The organism is bacterium (Candidatus Blackallbacteria) CG13_big_fil_rev_8_21_14_2_50_49_14 (assembly GCA_002783405.1).
Taxonomy (GTDB): Bacteria; Cyanobacteriota; Sericytochromatia; order UBA7694; family UBA7694.
Genome location: PFGG01000050.1, coordinates 23,109 through 39,536, shown reverse-complemented (window position 1 = coordinate 39,536; position 16,428 = coordinate 23,109). Strand labels below are relative to the sequence as shown.

At 50.0% G+C, this 16,428-nt stretch carries 18 protein-coding genes; 13 read left to right on the top strand and 5 right to left on the bottom strand.

All coding sequences use genetic code 11. The annotated features are described in order from the left end of the window. Window positions 1-206: 206 nt before the first annotated feature. The 7 genes from COW20_12045 to COW20_12015 are packed head-to-tail and all read left to right on the top strand — an operon-like array spanning window position 207 to window position 4,810. Window positions 207-1,304 carry a molybdenum cofactor biosynthesis protein MoeB gene (locus COW20_12045; protein PIW47612.1) on the top strand — a complete coding sequence of 366 codons (1,098 nt, stop codon included), beginning with the start codon at window positions 207-209 and terminating at the stop codon, window positions 1,302-1,304. Beyond that, window positions 1,301-1,549, top strand: coding sequence for a molybdopterin converting factor subunit 1 (gene moaD, locus COW20_12040; protein PIW47611.1), 249 nt, complete (start codon window positions 1,301-1,303; stop codon window positions 1,547-1,549). Before COW20_12045 ends, moaD begins: the two co-directional genes overlap by 4 nt. A gap of 2 nt (window positions 1,550-1,551) precedes the next feature. Further along, entirely contained in the window at window positions 1,552-2,013 is a 462-nt protein-coding gene (locus COW20_12035) for a molybdenum cofactor biosynthesis protein MoaE (GenBank protein PIW47610.1), read from the top strand. Window positions 2,014-2,059: 46 nt separating this feature from the next. Further along, window positions 2,060-2,779 carry a hypothetical protein gene (locus tag COW20_12030; GenBank protein ID PIW47609.1) on the top strand — a complete coding sequence of 240 codons (720 nt, stop codon included), beginning with the start codon at window positions 2,060-2,062 and terminating at the stop codon, window positions 2,777-2,779. Between the two features lie 21 nt (window positions 2,780-2,800). Beyond that, window positions 2,801-3,487, top strand: a complete 687-nt coding sequence (locus tag COW20_12025) for a hypothetical protein (GenBank protein ID PIW47608.1) — start codon at window positions 2,801-2,803, stop codon at window positions 3,485-3,487. Beyond that, window positions 3,484-4,044 (top strand): hypothetical protein, encoded by a 561-nt coding sequence (locus COW20_12020; GenBank protein ID PIW47607.1) that lies wholly within the window; start codon window positions 3,484-3,486, stop codon window positions 4,042-4,044. The genes COW20_12025 and COW20_12020 overlap by 4 nt, the downstream gene beginning before the upstream one ends. Before the next feature lie 25 nt (window positions 4,045-4,069). Continuing rightward, window positions 4,070-4,810 (top strand): hypothetical protein, encoded by a 741-nt coding sequence (locus COW20_12015; protein ID PIW47606.1) that lies wholly within the window; start codon window positions 4,070-4,072, stop codon window positions 4,808-4,810. On the opposite strand, the gene COW20_12010 is transcribed toward COW20_12015, so the two are convergent. The 3 genes from COW20_12010 to COW20_12000 all read right to left on the bottom strand — a co-directional run bounded on the left by COW20_12010 (window position 4,807) and on the right by COW20_12000 (window position 7,293). Further along, window positions 4,807-5,520: a hypothetical protein gene (locus tag COW20_12010; protein PIW47605.1), complete on the bottom strand. Its 714-nt coding sequence runs from the start codon at window positions 5,518-5,520 to the stop codon at window positions 4,807-4,809. The two genes, COW20_12015 and COW20_12010, sit on opposite strands and share 4 nt — an antisense overlap. A 4-nt stretch (window positions 5,521-5,524) precedes the next feature. Continuing rightward, complete coding sequence (locus tag COW20_12005; GenBank protein ID PIW47604.1) at window positions 5,525-6,811, bottom strand: hypothetical protein; 1,287 nt, start codon at window positions 6,809-6,811, stop codon at window positions 5,525-5,527. 104 nt (window positions 6,812-6,915) lie between these two features. Continuing rightward, the gene (locus COW20_12000) at window positions 6,916-7,293 is read right to left on the bottom strand and encodes a hypothetical protein (protein ID PIW47603.1); all 378 of its coding nucleotides are present in this window, start codon (window positions 7,291-7,293) and stop codon (window positions 6,916-6,918) included. 167 nt (window positions 7,294-7,460) lie between these two features. Here COW20_12000 and COW20_11995 point away from each other — a divergent pair, with 167 nt between their 5' ends. Together COW20_11995 and COW20_11990 are read left to right on the top strand one after the other, a co-directional pair. Beyond that, entirely contained in the window at window positions 7,461-9,059 is a 1,599-nt protein-coding gene (locus COW20_11995) for a glutamate--cysteine ligase (protein ID PIW47602.1), read from the top strand. Window positions 9,060-9,113: 54 nt separating this feature from the next. Next, on the top strand, window positions 9,114-9,317 hold the full coding sequence (locus COW20_11990; GenBank protein PIW47601.1) for a hypothetical protein: 204 nt from the start codon (window positions 9,114-9,116) through the stop codon (window positions 9,315-9,317). Between the two features lie 83 nt (window positions 9,318-9,400). Here COW20_11990 and COW20_11985 read toward each other — a convergent pair whose 3' ends face one another. Beyond that, window positions 9,401-9,673, bottom strand: a complete 273-nt coding sequence (locus COW20_11985) for an ethanolamine utilization protein EutN (GenBank protein ID PIW47600.1) — start codon at window positions 9,671-9,673, stop codon at window positions 9,401-9,403. A 166-nt stretch (window positions 9,674-9,839) separates the two neighbouring features. Next, on the bottom strand, window positions 9,840-10,154 hold the full coding sequence (locus tag COW20_11980) for an RNA-binding protein (GenBank protein ID PIW47599.1): 315 nt from the start codon (window positions 10,152-10,154) through the stop codon (window positions 9,840-9,842). A 457-nt stretch (window positions 10,155-10,611) separates the two neighbouring features. On the opposite strand from COW20_11980, the gene COW20_11975 reads away from it, so the two are divergent. The 4 genes from COW20_11975 (at window position 10,612) to COW20_11960 (ending at window position 16,365) form a co-directional block, all read left to right on the top strand. Beyond that, on the top strand, window positions 10,612-12,513 hold the full coding sequence (locus COW20_11975; protein PIW47598.1) for a hypothetical protein: 1,902 nt from the start codon (window positions 10,612-10,614) through the stop codon (window positions 12,511-12,513). Next, window positions 12,473-14,614, top strand: coding sequence for a hypothetical protein (locus COW20_11970; GenBank protein PIW47597.1), 2,142 nt, complete (start codon window positions 12,473-12,475; stop codon window positions 14,612-14,614). Before COW20_11975 ends, COW20_11970 begins: the two co-directional genes overlap by 41 nt. 81 nt (window positions 14,615-14,695) lie before the next feature. Beyond that, window positions 14,696-15,613 carry a hypothetical protein gene (locus tag COW20_11965; protein PIW47596.1) on the top strand — a complete coding sequence of 306 codons (918 nt, stop codon included), beginning with the start codon at window positions 14,696-14,698 and terminating at the stop codon, window positions 15,611-15,613. After that, the gene (locus COW20_11960; protein ID PIW47595.1) at window positions 15,610-16,365 is read left to right on the top strand and encodes a hypothetical protein; all 756 of its coding nucleotides are present in this window, start codon (window positions 15,610-15,612) and stop codon (window positions 16,363-16,365) included. Before COW20_11965 ends, COW20_11960 begins: the two co-directional genes overlap by 4 nt. The last annotated feature ends 63 nt before the right edge of the window (window positions 16,366-16,428 follow it).

Below are 16,428 nucleotides of genomic sequence, written 5' to 3'. Positions count from 1 at the left end.
CAGAAAGAACACAAGCCCTTTTTCACATCGTCAATTGTTCACAGACGGGGGCTGGTCGCCTGATGATCGTCAATATCAACGGTGAAAAAGATCCTGAACGCTTAATAAATGATCCCGTACTCAAAAAAATTCCCCAGGCCCTGAAAAATATCGCCATTCAGCGGTATCATGAAAGCACTTCAGAATAATGGGATGTAAAAGGCTTGATGTCAACGCTCAGCCCTGCTGAAAAAATTCGCTACAGTCGCCAGATCAGCCTGCCTGAACTGGGGGAAACTGGCCAGTTGCGGCTCAAAAATGCGCGGGTGCTGATCGTCGGCGCAGGGGGCTTGGGTTGTCCTGCTGCGCTCTATCTGGCGGCTGCCGGAGTGGGCTCCTTGGGGCTGATCGACCCGGATCAGGTTCAGCTCAGCAATTTACAGCGCCAAATACTCTATACCCCTCAAGATCTGGGAAAGTTCAAAACCGAGCAGGCCCAAAGCCACTTAAACGCCCTGAATCCTGAAATTGAAGTTTTCAGTTATCCAGAAGCCTTGGGGCCCGAAAATATCTCGCAGAGACTGGAAGATTGGGATTTGGTGATTGATGGAACCGATCAATTGCCTCTGCGTTACCTGCTCAATGCGGCTTGCCGCGAAGCGCAGATTCCCTGGATTTATGGCAGTGTCTACCGCTTTGATGGCCAGGTGGCGTGCTTTCACCCCGCTGGGCCCTGTTACCGTTGTGTCTTTCCTGAGCTGCCTGATATTGGCAGCATTCCCGACTGTAACCAAGGGGGCATTTTGGGGGTTTTGCCCGGCATCATCGGCCAATTTCAGGCACTCGAAGCTTTGAAATATTTGCTTTGGCCTGAGCGCCCCCCCAAACCAGAACTGCTGCTCTGGAATGGCATGAACCTGGAGCTTGAAAAAATTCAGCTCAGCCAAGACCCCGAATGCCCAGGCTGTGGCCCAGAACCGGCCCCGCTCAAAAGCTTAAAGCAACTGTGTCAGCCCGTCAGTGAAATTCAGACTTCAGAACTTGAAGCCTGGCTCAAGGCCCACCCACAGGCTCGGCTCTGTGATCTGCGTCCAAGCCCAGGAGATGCTTTGCCTGCTCAGCTTTCAGGGGCAGAATGGCTTGACCTCTCTGCCCCCACCACCTGGCCCACCCCAAAATCACAGGAACTTTTGCTGTTTTGCCAACGCGGCATCCGTTCACGGCAAGCAGCACAAATTCTGCGCAATGTCGGCTATCTGCAAACGGTGAGCCTAAGCGGTGGCCTGGAGGCCCTCAAGACTAGTTTTAAGGAAACAAATACATGAAAATTACCCTCAAAACCTTTGCCCAATTGCGCGAAAAAACAGGCAGAGGCCAAATAGAGCTTGAGCTTCCTGAACAAGCCACGCTTGAAACCTGCCTCAAGGCATTTTTACAGCAATTCCCTGAATTGGAACAGGATCTGAAACATACCCGACTGGCTCTCAATCAACGCTATGTCAGAGATTTAACGACGCCCCTAAAAACAAACGATGAGGTGGCTTTGATTCCACCGGTGAGTGGAGGTTAGGCATGCAAGCTTCTGAGTTTGTGAAACAAACCTTGAAAACAGAGCGTGATGAAATTGAAATCATCGCTTCTGCGATTGATATCTCTGCACTGCTGGCAAGTGTAGCCGACCCCGAGGCCGGTGCCAGCTCTTTATTTTTGGGAAGCGTTCGCAATCACAACCAGGGCAAGGGGGTGCTCTATCTTGAATATGAGTGTTATCCCGAAATGGCCCTGCTGGAGATTCAAAGCATTCTTCAAACAGCGCGTGAACGCTGGTCGCTTAAGCGTATCGGGGTGATTCACCGCGTGGGCAGAATTGAGATTGGCGAAGCAGCTGTTGCCATCGCTGTTTCATCGGTTCACCGCCAAGAAAGCATTGAAGCCATGCATTTTATCATTGATACCTTGAAAGCAAGCGTGCCGATCTGGAAAAAAGAATACTGGCAGGATGGCTCAATGTGGTTGGAGAACTGTTGCGGCTGACGTTCAATTTCGGCCCAATCTGTGCTATCCTGTTGGTTGATGTCCTCTGGGACTTACCACAATATGCGATAGGAGAATCCGCGTGACACATCCCATTCTTGCCCGTTTGCTTGCTGAAAAACCTTTTCTGAAAGTAATTGCCGGGATTGAAAATTTCAATGCCGCCGAAATCCAGACTGTGGCGCAGGCCGCACAAGGCCAAGCAAGCTCCATTGACCTCTCTGTTCACCCTGAAAGCATTGCCTGGGTCAAAGCCCATACTGACCTGACTGTGTTTGTTTCTTCGCTTTCTCCGGCTGAACTTGAAGCGTCTCTGGAATGGGGCACAGATTTTGTTGAGCTGGGCAATTTTGCGCCGATTTATGAAAGAGGCGCGCTGATCTCTCCCGAAATGGTGATGGAATGGACCCATGACCTGACCGCCCGGATTCAGGGCCGTGTCCCCGTCTGCGTCACCGTTCCTGGCGTTCTCGGTTTAGAAGAGCAGATTGAATTGGCCCGTCAGCTCGAAGCGGCAGGTGCAGATCTGCTGCAAATCGAAAATATCACCGGTGATATCAGCCATGTGGCACCGATTCGTGCTGCTGTCAATATCCCTGTCATGGTCAGTGGCAAACTGCATGCAGGCAATGTTCAAGCCGCCGTTGCAACCGGCGCTGAGGGCATTGGCATTGGTGCCGCCATTCGTGCCGGTGCCGACCTTGATGGTATGAAGGCTGTTTTGGCTGAAATTTCCAGCCAAATGCATGCCAACATCCTGCGCTAAGTAAGCAAACAACCCGGCAGATTGTTTCTGCCGGGTTTTAAAGCGCTTCAAACAATGGAATTATTGCTGGTCAGACACGCCGAATCAGAGGGCAATGTCCGTGGGGTAATGCAGGGTCGTGTAGATTTCCCGCTCTCCCCCCAGGGTTTACAGCAGTCTGCCTGTTTGGCACGTCATCTTAAAGAGCATTACCGCGAAGCCCCCCCTGATTTTTTTCTGGCCAGCCCACTCAAACGTGCCTGGGAAACCGCAGAGGTCATTGCCGAAACCCTGCAAATACCAACGCCTGAAGCCGATGCCCAATTGGTTGAAGTCAGCTCAGGTATCTTTTCAGGTCTGACCTGGCCTGAAGCCCTTGAACGCTACCCTGAAGACTGTTCTCGCTTTAAACAGGCCCGTGACTGGGGCGTGGTGCCTGAAGGAGAATCGCGTGAAGTCTTGTGGCAAAGGGCCCGCGACTTTTTAAAGGCACTGTCTGCGCAAAAGCCAGCCAAAGCTCAAGGCCTGGTGGTCACCCATGGCGGTTTTATCCGCGCACTCTTGGGCGTTGTGGCAGCCGTTCCCCCCTCAGAAAATCTGTTTATTTGCATCGACAATACCTCGCTCAGCCTGATTGGCCTGGAAGGCGATCGCCGCTATATCCGTTTCGTCAACCGCACCCAACACCTCGACCCCTGCGACTTTCAACCGGACTATTTACCCAAGTGAAACGTTTACTGCTGACCCTGCTTTTTCTCAGTCTGTTTTCTGCCCCGGCAAGGGCAGGTCATAGTTTTTCCTTCAGTCAGGAAACCCTTTTGGCCCCACTGAACAAGCAGGTCGAAAAATACGATGAGACGGGCAAACTGATCGCCGGTTTTGGGCGAGAAACCACTGAGTTTGCAGGCATTTCAGGCTTTAGCGATCTCTCTCCCAATTGGCGTGTGCTCTATGGCCTCTCTGCCGCTTTGACGGGCTATCCCCTGTTTAAAGCCAGTAGCAGTCTGGCCTTTATGATCAATACCCCTTACCCCCTTCCTCTACGACCCTACGTGTTTTTAGGCCTTGACCCAGTTTTCAGCGCAGATCCAGCCTTAACACCGCTCAGCTTAACCAGCCATGCTGGTTTGGGACTTGAATACAGCTGGAATAACAGTCTTCACCTGAGTTTTGATCTGCGCTATTATTTGCTGAATCCGTTTCAGGCCCAGGAAACCTCGACAAAAAACCTGATCTGGCCAGCTGGCAGTTTCAGCCTGGGCATGCAAGCAGGCCTGCTTTTCTAAAAATTTCAAGGAGAGAATTTTTCAGATGCATATTGGCTATCATAGCTGGTGGAGCCCCCAACTCGAACAGACCATGGCACTCAAAGTGTATGGCAGCGCGGGCAAACCCATGCTCGTCTTTCCAACCCAAGAGGGGCGCTTTTTTGAATTTGAAGATTTTGGCATGGTCGAAGTCTGTGCCGAAGATATTGAAGCGGGTCGGATTCAAATCTATACAGTCGACGGCATTGATGCCCAGTCGTGGACGCACCCCCATTTATCTGTGCCAGCCCGTGTCGCACGCTATGAGCAATATGAACGCTATATTCTGCAAGAGGTTCTCCCCTTTATCCGCGAAAACAACCCCCTTCACTCCCAGCGCATTCTGACCACAGGCTGCTCCATGGGCGCTTACCATGCCGCCAATTTCTTTTTTCGCCACCCCGATAAATTTGATGCCCTGCTTGCCATCAGCGGTGTCTATCGTCTGAATCTGTTTATTGGGAACTATATGGATTCACAGGTCTATTTTCATACCCCCCTGGCCTTCTTGCCCCACTTGAACGACCCCCAAACCCTCAAATACCTGCGCGAAAGCCAGATCATCGTTTCGGTTGGCCAAGGGGCCTGGGAAGACCCCATGTTAGCGGATACGCGTGCGCTGAAAACCATTCTCGATCAAAAGCAAATCCCCTGTTGGATCGATATCTGGGGCCATGATGTCAACCATGACTGGCCCTGGTGGCGTAAAAAAATGGCGTATTTTCTGATGCACCTGAAAATTTAAACGGGTTCTACCGCAGTGTCGTGCACAAAAAAGGCCTTGCTGCCCCAGCCATAGCCCATAAACTCTGATATACTCCAGCGTTCCTGCTCCGCGAAGGCTTCGCGCAAGGCGCGACGCTGGCCCATTTTGGGATTGGCTTTATTGCAACTGTAATCATCCATCAAAAGCAGACAGCCATCCTGAAACAGCTCTCTTTCCAGCAGGGCCTTGAGAACGCTCAGGCTGGAAGCATACAAATCACAATCCAAATGCACCAAAGCTGCCGGCTCCTTTGGCAGGGAAGCAGGCAAGGTTTCTGAGAAGAAACCAGGAATCACGTGGATCTGTTCTAAGGGCAAAAGCACCGAAAGCCCTTTGTGGATTTGGTCGGGAATTTCTTCAGGCACATTCATGGCGCCTTTGAGCCAGACCTGGTGGGCTTTGACTTCATAGCTGGCTTGATCGACACTGTGCTCAGGCTCAGGCAAGCCCTGAAATGAATCGTAAAGATAGAGCGGCCAGTCAAGCTGAAAATGTTTGAGTAAATAGGCAATGACGCTGGCCGAATAGCCAAAAAAGGTACCAAACTCAAGCACTGGCCCTTTGATTTGACTGAGCTGAAGATATTCAAAACACTTCTGAAAAGCTTCAGGATAAATGGCGTTAAAACGTGAAAGCCAGGCATGGTTAACTGGCAAAAACAAATGCGGGTGGTAGCCAGTAGAATTCATTTACTCAGTAAATCAGCGAGGAGCTTTTTTCTGCCTCTTCAAATAAAAGCATGATCTCTTCACTGTTCAAACGCAAAAATGCTTCGACCACATCGGGGTCGTACATTTTACCGCTGTACTTGATGATTTCCTCACGGGCAATGCGATCGGGAAGCCCTTTGCGGTAGGCCCGATCAGAGGTCATTGCATCATAGGTATCGGCTACTGCCAGAATACGGCTGCCAATCGGAATTTCTTCAGATTTGAGACGGTCTGGATACCCAAAACCATCAAAGCGTTCGTGATGATGCCGTACCAAAGGAGCATGGTCACTTAAACATTGAATCGTATTCAGCAAAGCAGCAGACATGCCAGGATGCGCTTTGATGCGCCCATATTCAACATCTGAGAGTGGCCCAGGTTTGTCGAGAATACATCTGGAGATACCCACCTTGCCGGCATCATGCAGAAAACCCGCACGTTCTATTGTGGCCGATTCCTCCTCACTAAAGCCCATCTCGGTGGCAATGCGACGTGAAAGCGCACCGACCCGTAAAGAATGGCCCTTGGTGTATTGGTGTTTGGCGTCAATCACATTGGCAAAGGTTTTCAGGGTGACTTTAAAATAATCAACTTCAACTTCAAGTAAGACAGCCAAATCTACAGCGTCAATGCCCAATTCCTGCCAAGCCGCCTGATTGAAATTTCTTGCTCCCCAAAGTTCAGCTTCTGCCAACATGCGTTTAAACTCTTGAATCAGATCAGGTGAAAAATGCGAACGCAAAACGGGAGCAAGCCGGGAACGCAGGGTGTCTTTGTCATGGTAAACAGAGCCTGCAACGTCAAAGGTATCGCAAAGCCCGATGATTTGAGATTCAATCGGGATATTATCGCCTTTGAGCCCATCGGGATAACCGCTGCCATCCCAGGCTTCATGGTGCGAGCGAATGATCTCACCTGCTTTTTTGAGTGTCGGCAACTGAGAGACAATCGCCTCACCAATCAGGGGATGGGGGCGGATATAGGGTTGGGTTTGCCACTCAAAGAAATCAAACGCGTCGGTCTCTTTGGGAAAACCCACTTCACCCACATCATGCAAAAGGCCTGCGTAAAAAATAGTACGCAGTTTGTCTGGGCCCAAGCCAATGTATTTACCCAACTGAACGGCACTGAGGGCCACATTATAACCATGCTGGGCATCGTACCCTTCAGCAAGGTCAATCACCAGCGCCAGCGCTTTGATAATATCCTTGAACTGTCGACGCTCTTCGCCGCGAATAAATTGAGAAATCAGAGCGTTGTTACGCGCCATTCCGCAAGCAGTATCCTCTTGTCATAATTAATCTTGATTGTATCACAGGATAACGCAGGAAAAACACAGATTAGCTCTGAATCACTGCACACACAAAATCTTGATTATTCCTGACCTGCAATTTCAAAACGGAAAAAAGTCTTGCCCATAATCAATTCATCGTTGTGCTTGATTTCCTGAGGTTCACCCGGAATCAGCCGTGGTCCCCGGTTAATATACGTTCCATTTAAACTGCCCATGTCTTCAAGGTGATACTTGCCCTCTTGAAACACAATTCGGGCATGTTTGCGCGAAATTTTGGCCTCAATATCATCGTTGGTCAAATCAATTTCAGGAAAAGCACCGCCATCAGGATCCCAACGCCCGATCGCAGTCAGTTCTCCTTCAAGTTGAAATTCCTTACCCTGAGTACCTCCCCGGGTAATGGTGAGCTTTGCTTTAGGTTGTTTTGTTGTGTCTGTCAAGGTTTGATCCCGTTCCAACTTTACATATTCTGATGGGAGGAATTCCCAGAACCACGAATGTACTGGTCATATACCAGTTACATGACACAAAAATTTTACCACAGAACAGACCTCAGGACACAATTCCCAAGTGGGAACAATACCAGCTAAAATACGCATACCGATCCTGAATCAAAGGGGCTTACATGAATAACTCGCTTTCCTATACGCAATGGCTGCATAGTTTTGCAGCAGATTCCCAAAGCGCTTTGCTTGAAATGTACCAGGCAGGTCTGGAGCGGGAAGCACTTCGCGTCACCCAAGTCGGTAAACTTGCGCAAACCCCACACCCCCAGGCCTTGGGGTCTGCTTTAACCCATCCCGGCATCACCACTGACTTTGCCGAAGCCCAGATCGAGCTGATTACCCCCCCCTTCGCTGAAATCGATGCTCTGCTGAGCCACCAGCGCAATCTTCACAGCTTCAGTGCAAAGAAAATGAACCCCGCTGAAATGATTTGGTTTCAAAGCATGCCCCCTCAAATTCAAGAAGCTGAAATCCAAATTGCACAGTTTGGGCATTCCCATGCAGGTAAAATCAAAGAAATCTATCGCAGAGGCCTTGCCAACCGCTATGGCAAAATGATGCAGATCATTTCTGGAATTCATTTTAATTATTCTTTTCACCCCCAGTTTTGGGAATACCTGCACCACAAGACCCAAAGCCCTTTGAGTATGAATGCCTTTATTTCAGAAAATTATCTGGCTCTGATGCGCAATTATCTGCGTCAGTGTTGGATTTTAACCTATCTCTATGGGGCTGCGCCTGTCACGCACCCCAGTTTTGTGCAGCGTGAAATACCTGAACTGCAAAAATTAAATGAGGATACGCTGATTGGCCCCATGGCAACTTCTTTGCGCATGAGCCGCCTGGGCTATGTCAATTCAAATCGCTGCACCTATTCCATCAATTACAACAGCCTGACCGAGTATCTGGCAGGTCTCTACAAGGCGATCAGCAGCCCCTGTGCAAGTTTTGAAAAATTGGGAATTCAAGTCAACGGCGAGTATCTGCAACTCAATGATCATATTCTCCAGATTGAAAACGAGCATTATGCCCTGATTCGCCCCAAACAACCCCCTCACCGTGGGGAAAGACCCTTCAGTGCCCTGCGCACACGGGGGATTGATTATGTCGAAGTGAGAGCCTTGGATATCAATCCCTTTGAAGATATTGGAGTGACTGCCGACCAATTGCATTTTGTCAGACTTTTCCTGCTCTATTGCCTGCTCGACCCCAATCCTCCCATCGGCATGGATGAATTGGAACTGATCAATGAGAACCAACATTGGGTTTCAATTCAAGGCCGTCAGCCCGGCATGAAGCTTTTGCGACCTGAAGGCAGCATTCTCTTAAAAGACTGGGGCTTGGGCATTCTCGAAAAAATGGAACCCCTGGCCGAGCTGATGGATGCTGGGCGCTCTCAGCCCTATTATCGGCCTTTGTTGGCCAACGAACGCGCCAAATTTGAAGACCCCAACTTAACCCCTTCAGCCCAGGTGATAGAGACCCTGCAGACCTCAAACTTGAGCTATCCGGATTGGAATTTAAAACAATCCACCCAGTTACAAGCTGAATTAAAAGCCATCCAACTGGAAAAACCCCTTCAGGATGCGCTTGAAGCTGAAGTACAGCAATCCTTACGTCTATTTGCCGAAGCTGAAGCCGAAAATTCTGGCAGTTTTGCTGAGGCCCTGCGTAGGTTTCTCACCCTGAAAGAAACAGGATTGCTCGAGAACGCTTGAATTCAAAGGGGTGGGTATGTTTAAGTAAACACAGTACCCGCTGAGGAGTTTGCCATGAGTCAAGCTGAATTTCAAATCAAGATAGCCCCCAATGGAGACGTTCAGATTGAAGTCATGGGCGCGCAAGGCCCTGTCTGCACAGAACTCTCAGCTTTTCTTGAAGACGCCTTGGGCGTTGTAGAAGATCGCCGCTTTAAAAGCGAGTATTATTCTGCGCAGGTCCAAAACGATGGAAGCATCCAAAACAAACAGTATTGAAATCTTTTTAGATCCGGATGGTTCCGTGACATTTACGGATCTACCGGAAGAGCTCAAAGAAGTAGCAGAGCTCTTAACAGGTCTTAGTTTACCGTGTGTACCTGATCCACAATCCCAAGAATTGCCTGATCTGCAGGATTATACCAGGCCTCAAGACCCAGAGCCGCTTCACGACCACTTTCAAGAAAGACCAAATCTCCCTCTCCCGCCTGATGAGTTGCATCAATCGCGATAAAAGGTGAACCCTGGGGTTGATTCTGATCGTTCACTTTTTGAACGATCATCAGCTTTACACCCTTCAGACTTTCTTCTTTGCGGCTGGCGACCACATTTCCAATCACTCGGGCCAGTTGCATGGGGTATTCTCCTGGGAAAAATTCAGAGGCATGTTACCACAGATCGCCTGCTCAAGCCAAATTGCAAAGGAACTCTCTCCCCAATCAGCCAAACTTAGGGCTGGGATTGCGTAAATGAGCATGAAAAAAGCCCCCCGTCAAACGGAGGGCCTTCAATGCTATGTGTTTAGTAGCGGCTGTTGCTGAAAGAGCGACGATCGCCACCGCGGAAACCACCGCCACCACCACCGCTGCGTTCCTGGCGGGGCTGTGCTTCGTTGATATTCAGCTGACGGCCAAGATGTTCTTTGCCATTCAGAGCTGAGATAGCAGCCTGACCTGCATCAGCGGAATCCATTTCGACGAAACCGAAGCCACGGGGACGACCGGTTTCACGATCGGTGATTACGCGTACGCTGCGAACTTCGCCGTAAGCAGAGAAAAGATCTGCAAGGCTTTGTTCATCAGCTTGGTAGGAAAGATTGCCAACATAAATATTCATTCGAGAAAAATACCTTTAAAAATGTGATAAGGACATGGGACTCCAATTCAATTGAAGCGCAGCAGACAGTGGGGGAACCTGGGACGGGGAGGGAAGCGCTTGGAATCCTTATCACCGGCGGAACAGGGACGAAACACACGATAGCAGCGAACTGAATGGACTCTTAAGTCTCATTGAAATTAATCATACACGACTCGTCCCTGGAATACAAGGGGCCAAAGCCAAGATTATTTTTACGTTTCAGAAGTTTGCCCTTGAATTTTCCTGGTTTGAGTGTCAGGTTTCGTTCACCTGATTCGGTTTAAAGCCCTTTTCACGTCAAGCTCAAAAAGCGCTTTAAATTTACCCTCTGCAGCGAAAATAACTGAATATCTCGTCGCGATTCATCTATCTCAGGCCAGACTGAAAACTTCAAAATCGGGTATACTGAGCCCAAAAACAGAAAGAATATAGAAAAATGTCTGAAGATACCAGCAAGACGCCTGAGCAGATAGCACAGGATTTATTTCAGACGGGTCTGCTTTTTGAGGAACAAGACAGTCAGGAACAGGCCATGCGCGCGTATATCAAGGCCTTGGTAATTCAACCCCGACACTACCTCGCAAATTATCGACTGGCCTTGCTCCAGCAAAGTTCTGGACAACCTGAAATGGCCATCCGCCAATTTCAGGCCTTTTTAGAGCAAGCCCCCGAAAATGCCCCAGAAAGGGGACGGGCATTTTGCATGGTGGGACAGATTCTGCTCTTGAAAGGATTCCGCAAAGAGGCTGAATTGGCCTTTGTACAGGCCTTGAAAAGCCCAAGCCCCGATCGCTTCGCCCATTTCTATCTCGGCGAGTTAAATTTTGAACAACAAAACTGGAACCTCTGCCTGCAACATTACGCAGCCTTTGTCAAATCACATCCAGAAGAACAATTTCTGCTCAACCGGGCCCAAATTCATATCAAAGCCCAACAGGCCCTGAATTTGGTCGGAGAATCGCCTCAGGTCTGGGACGAAATGCTCGTCTCTGAAAAAAGCACGGGGCCCAAAATCAGTCAATTGCTCAATCCCCCCTGGATTTTTGCAGATCAACAAGAGCAAGCCCTTTGGTTGGCGCAATGGAAAACCCAAATCCAAGCAGCGCTTCAGGCTGAACAAACTATCCACAATCCACTCTGGGAACTTTGCCCTCCAGGGTTTTACCGTCTGGCAAACAGTCAGGAACCCCTTCAACCCGTTTTTGAAATGGCCCAGGCCTTGCTCAAGAAAAGCTTAAAAAATCTAGATGACCATCCCTTTTTCCCCAGCAATGACTTTCGCACGCCGCGCTTGGGGATTTGGTGCAATTATCAGACAGGGCTCTACCAACCGCTTTTCAGCTTAATTCAACAATTGTGCCGGGATTTTCAAGTGATCCTGCTCTCGTCGGTAGACCCCCCTGCGCAGGTGCTCTCCGATCCCGATTTACAGTATCTTGTGCTTCACAAGGATCTCGAATTTCAGCGCAAAGAAATTTTAAAGCTCGAATTGGATTATCTGATCTTCACGGATTTGGGCCCCAATGACTTAAACTCTGTGCTTTTGGCCCATTACCGTCTGGCGCCAAGACAAGGCGTTTTGAATGGTTTCCCCACCACCAGCGGCATTGCGAGCCTGGATTTTTATCTCTCTTCTGAGTGGCTGGAACCCCCGAATGCGCAAGCCGATTACAGCGAACCGCTTTTTGCCCTGGAGGGGCTGCCCTACCCGCTGCGCAAGCCTTTTTCGCAATTGCTGCCCCGCTCTGTTTTTCAACTGCCCGAAACCCGCAATTTTTATCTTTGCCCTGTCTCTGCCGTAGGCCTTCATCCTGACTACGACCAGGTACTTGCCCAACTTTTGGCAGGAGATCCCAAAGCTGAGATTTTGGTGCTGAGCCACCCCTATGCGATCTTGAACCAACGCCTGCGTTCCCGTTGGGAAAAAACTATTGCGGAGGGCAAAGAACGCTTGCAGTTGCTCCCCCCCTTATCCAGCCATGAACTGATGAGTTTGGCCCAGCATGTGGATCTAATTCTGGACCCCTATTATTTCGGGCTGGGCGCCCAGGTCTTTTCTTTTCTGCCTTTGGGAACCCCAATTCTCACTTTGCCAGGTCAAAGCCAACGCAGCCGCTATGCCCAGGCTGCACTTCAGATTTTTGCTGAAACCCATTCCATTGCGCAAACTGAGGCCGAATATCTGGCGATAGCAAAAAATCTAGCCGAAGCCAAACCTGACAAGGTCAAAATCCAGGCCCAACTGGCTCAAAAGATGCAAGAAGTGACACCCTACCAGGATTATCTCCGCAGTATTCGTGGTTTTATTGCCGATCATCTTGAGCGGAAATTCTTCTAGCTTGAGCACAGGAAAAGCCTTATTTGAAAAGGCTTTGACGCAGATAAAAGCAAAAGCCTGGGCAGAAGCGCTTGAACTGCTGAAACAGGCTCAAGCCCAAGCTGAAAGCACACCTGAACTCTTTCATGCTCTGGGGCTTTGCCTGCAAAATCTAGCTCAGGCTGAAGCAGCCGAAAAAGCCTACCGTCAAGCCTTAAGCCTGACCCCCGATGCGATTGAAAGCTTGAATAATCTGGCCTGGTTGCTGCGAAACACAGCCCCTGAAGAAGCCCTTTCACTTTGCTGCCAAGCCTTAACGCTGACACCGATTGATTCGGAAGCAGCACTCGCGCTTTTGCCACTGCAGGCCGAACTCTTACTCAAACTCAATCCCCAAGGGCTTTATCCTGTCTGGAAAAATTGGCTCGCCCACCCCCAAGCCCGGCCAGAAGATTGGCTGGCAGGAGCCCAACAGGCCCTGAAAATAGGAGCGCCTGAAAAGGCGTTTGAACTGCTCGAAGCCGGTTTAAACCGGTTTCCCTGGGAGATGGAACTGCGGCTGACCCTGCTCGGGCTCTATGAAACCTATGCCCGGTATACGCCTTTGATTCAGAAAAGTCTGGAAGGTCTCAGGGCTTTGCCCGAATGGCAAAAAGGGGATCAGGCTCAACTCTATGCTTTTTTAGCACGGGCCTATCAAGCAATTGGCGAAGAGGCACAGGCCCAGTGGGCCCTTCAGGAAGCTCAAAAACGCAAACCCAGCGATGCGCTAAAACTCGAAGCCCTGTTGATGCTGCCCCTGCTCTATCAAAATTCAGCACAGGCCCAAACCGCAAGAGTGCGCTTTATCAGCCAGTTAGAAAGCCTGAAAAATGGCCCCCCGCTTTGCATCGCTGAGCCTTTTCGCGAACTCAAAACAGCCCCCTTTTACCCCGCTTTTCAAGCCGAACTGAACAGAGCCCCCTTTGAAAAACTTGCAGAGATTTACACCCGGTTTTTACCCAGCTTCCAACCTGAGTTCGTCAAAGGCAGCGGCAGGATAAAAATCGGCTTTGTCTCTCACTTCTTTTATGAGCACTCGGTATTGCACCTCTTTGAAGCCCTGATCAGCGGGCTTGATCCCTGCCGATTTGAAGTCGCTGTTTTTTTGATTGCCCCCGCCATTCAGGATGCACGCACCCAGCATTTGGCTGACCGGGTAGAGAATTTTTTCAGTTTAAGTGGGTCGCTTGCGCAAAGCCTGCGCGAGTTAGCGGCCTGGCAGGCTGAAGCCTTGATCTATACAGATTTAGGCTCTGACCCCTTTAGCTGGTGTTTGGCCCATTACCGCCTGGCCCCGATTCAAATCGTTTTACCTGGCATTATGCAAACCACAGGGATCAAGAGCCTTGATTATTATCTCTCTCCCGAGGTGATGGAACCCCCCGATGCAGAAGCGCACTATACTGAAACCTTGATACGCACCCAAGCTCTGCCTGTTATGCCGCGCAAACCAAAGCGTTCCTCTCCGCTGCTTTCACGCGCAGAGCTGGGTTTGCCGGCCGATCGCAGAATCTATCTCTGCCCGATGACCCCCTTCAAATTCCACCCCCTTTTTGATCAGATTTTGGCGGGCATTCTCAAGCAAGACCCCCAAGCCCTGATCTGGGTGCTGATGCACCGTCAGGATGGAATCTGTCAAAAATTGGCGGGGCGTTGGAAAAAAAGTCTGGCGAGCTTTGATGCTCAGCTCCATTTTGCCCCCTGGCAGCCGCCTTCACAGTTTTTACATCTCTTGGAACAGGTCGATGTGGTCTTAGACTCCTGGCCCGTCGGAGGGGGCAATACCGTCTTTACCTGTTTGGGCCTGGGGATTCCGATCGTGAGCTGGGCCTCACCCTGGTTTCGGGGCCGGGTGGCCTTGGGAGCTTACCGCTTGATGAAAATAGCTGGCCCGGTGGCAGAAACCCCCGAAGAAACCATTCAACTGGCTCTCAAACTGGCCCAGGATAGCGTCTGGCGCGAAGCCTTGAAGAGCGAAATATTGGCTAAAAACCAAATCCTGTTTGAAAATCCCGAGAGCCTGCGCGAATTCTCAGATTTTGTTACTGAGAAAGTCATTGCCTGGCGAAAGACAGTTTAAAGCATTTGCTTTTCAGCGGCCTGAACCCTCCTGTAAGCTGAAGTTATCTGCCTTGTTAAGAAGAACCGTGAGGAAAACAGAATGGATGCCCTCTCTGTAGAACATGTCCACAAAACCTATCGCAGCCCCAATCGACCCGAACTCAAAGCCGTGAAAGATATTTCGCTGCATATTCCCGAAGGCCAAATCTATGGTCTGTTGGGCCCCAATGGCGCAGGAAAATCCACCCTGATCAGCATGATCAGCGGCTCACTCAAACCCGACCCCCACAGTGGGCCGATAAAGATCTTTGAGCATGATGTTGTGAAACAAACCCAAGCTGCAAAAATGCTTTTGGGCATCGTGCCGCAGGAAATTGTCGTAGAACCTGCTTTCACCGTTGAAGAAGTCCTGCATTATTTCAGCGGCATGTACGGTGTTTCTGCCACAGATCGGCGCAAGCGCATTCCCGAAGTGCTGGAATCGCTGGGTTTGGCTGACAAGATGAGTGAAAGAGCACGCTGGCTTTCGGGGGGCATGAAACGTCGCCTGATGATTGCCAAAGCCCTGCTGCACCAGCCCCGTCTGCTGATTCTGGATGAACCCACCGCAGGTGTCGATGTGGCCCTGCGCCAAAAAATCTGGGAATTGGTCAAACAGCTCAACCAACAGGGCACCACGATAATTTTTACCACCCACTATCTTGAAGAAGCGGAACAGCTCTGTGAGTCCATGACCGTTATCAACAAAGGGCAGGTCATCAAAGAAGGCAAGGTCAAAGAAATTCAGCAGGAATTTTCGCAAAAGCTGATTCACTTTGAACTCTTTGAAACAGAAGTCGAACATTTGCCGGGGGTGCGCAAGGTCGGCGTTGAGTTTGAATATCCCTTTGAGGACTTGCCCTGTGATATGCGCTGCCTGCTTGAACACTATGGCGAAAACCTGAAATCGTTTCGCAACGAAGTGGCTTCGCTTGAAAAGGTTTTTCTTGAACTTACCGGAGAGGAAAAAACAGCATGACTTTTATGTGGGCGCTTTATGCGCGTGAAGTCAAACGTTTTCGCAAGCTCATGCTCGATACCGTTTTCAGCCCGATTGTCTCGATGGTGCTCTACCTTGCTGTTTTTGGCGTGGTGGTCAGCACCAAGAGCATCGAAGGGATCAGTTTTCTGGCCTTTATTTATACGGGTCTCTTGGGCATGATCATGGTCAATTCTGGATTTTCCAATCCAGGCTTTGCCCTGATCATCGCCAAAAATCTGGGCTCAATTCTCGATCTTCAGGTCACCCCGCTCAAGCCCTGGCAGATTGGCATTGCCTTTTCTTTGGCCGCTTTAACCCGTGGCCTGTTTACGCTCTGTGTTGCAGTATTGCTGACCATCTGGTTCATTCCCGGCATGGGCATTGCCCACCCCTTGGGCCTGCTGGCTGTGATGCTGATTACCGGCCTGCAATACGGCATGCTGGGAGTCACCTTTGGCTTCTGGGCACGCGGTTTTGAAGCCCTGACCTTTGTTACGACCTTTGTCTTACAGCCCATGATCTTTCTGGCCGGGGTCTTTTATCCAATCGCACAATTGCCTGCGCCCTGGAATATGCTCAGCCAATTCAACCCCGTCCACCATACGATCAATCTTTTTCGCTATGGATTTGTAGGGTATGCCGACACGCCCATCCTGGTTTCATGGGCTGCTGTCTTGAGCATCAGCCTGCTGTTTTTTGTGTTGATGCAGTGGATGACGGCCCGCAAACTGGCCGAACCGATGCAATAAATCAAGGGCCCGCAAGGGCTCTTTTTTTTTATGTAAATCAAGCGTATCTGTCTCGGCTTGCAA